Here is a 1086-nt window from a genome sequence, read left to right on the forward strand (position 1 = left end):
CTCCCTGGTAGAGATATTCCTGGTCGAGTTGATTGTAGCGGTTCACGTCGCTCGCGGAGATGCCCGGCACCCAGGAGATGTCAAAGAAATTCTCGCCCGCGAAGCCGCGGATGGCTGCGACGTCCTCGCCAGTGAGCGGCGACTTGGCGACGATGAGGGTTGCGGTGTTCCAGCTCCGGATCAGCACCAGGTGCCGGCCGGGCTGGGACACGCCATCCGCTTCAAGCGCTGCGGTAGCAGTGGCGAACAGCTTGAGAATGTCGCGCGGCGGCACCCGCAGCCAGCGCGTGATGGCGACGACGCCATCCGGTCTCAGTACCGCCAGGTAATCCCGCAGTGCCTCCACGGTGTAGGTGTAGTTCTCATGCATGCTCTGCACGCCGGCCGCGGCCGCGCTGAAGGAGTCGAGGAGCGGCATCTGGATCAGGTCGTAACGCTCGCCCGTGGTCGCAGCGAAGGCGCGCGCCTCGGCTAGATGCAGATTGACGTTCGGTCGGCTGAAGATGCCGCCGACGAAGCTCGCGAAGCGATTGCGAGAGAGCTCGATCATCTGCGGGTTGACCTCTACAGCGTCCACGATATCGGCTCCGGCTCTGAGAGCCAGCAGCACCTGCTCGCCGCCACCAGCGCCGAGGATCAGAATTCGCGGCCGCGCCAGCAGCCGGTACGGGAGCGCCGCCGTTGTCCGGTCGAGATAGGCAACCGTCGCCGGATCGCCGCCATAGGCGGTCATCGCCGTAATACTGTCGCCATCGCTGAAGACGGCGAGTTGCGCGGGCGGCTCCTGCACGTTGGCGAGGCTGAGGCCCGGCGCGTAGCGGAAAGGCACGGTCGGGCTCTCGACGACCGTCAGCAGTCCGAGCGGGCTCGATCGCTCCTCGACCACCCGCGCGTTCGGGACTTCGAGAGCCATGCGGAGGCCCTTGTACTCGGACATGTGCGGGCCGGTGACTGTCAAGGACGGCGGCAGCCACACCGCAATAACCGCGGCCGCAAGCCCGAGGCAGCCTGCGGCGAGCCACCGACGGCGCGCCATGCCCGTCGCGGCGAGGGCAGCCGCCGCAAAGCCCAGCGCTGCGACGAAGC

At 67.2% G+C, this 1086-nt stretch carries 1 protein-coding gene; it reads right to left on the reverse strand.

Annotated features, from left to right (window positions below):
- Positions 1-1086, reverse strand: a 1086-nt coding sequence (locus ILFOPFJJ_RS34610; RefSeq protein WP_376741504.1) for a spermidine synthase, incomplete at both ends; no start/stop codon positions are given.

The organism is Sinorhizobium psoraleae (assembly GCF_013283645.1).
Lineage (GTDB): Bacteria > Pseudomonadota > Alphaproteobacteria > Rhizobiales > Rhizobiaceae > Sinorhizobium > Sinorhizobium psoraleae.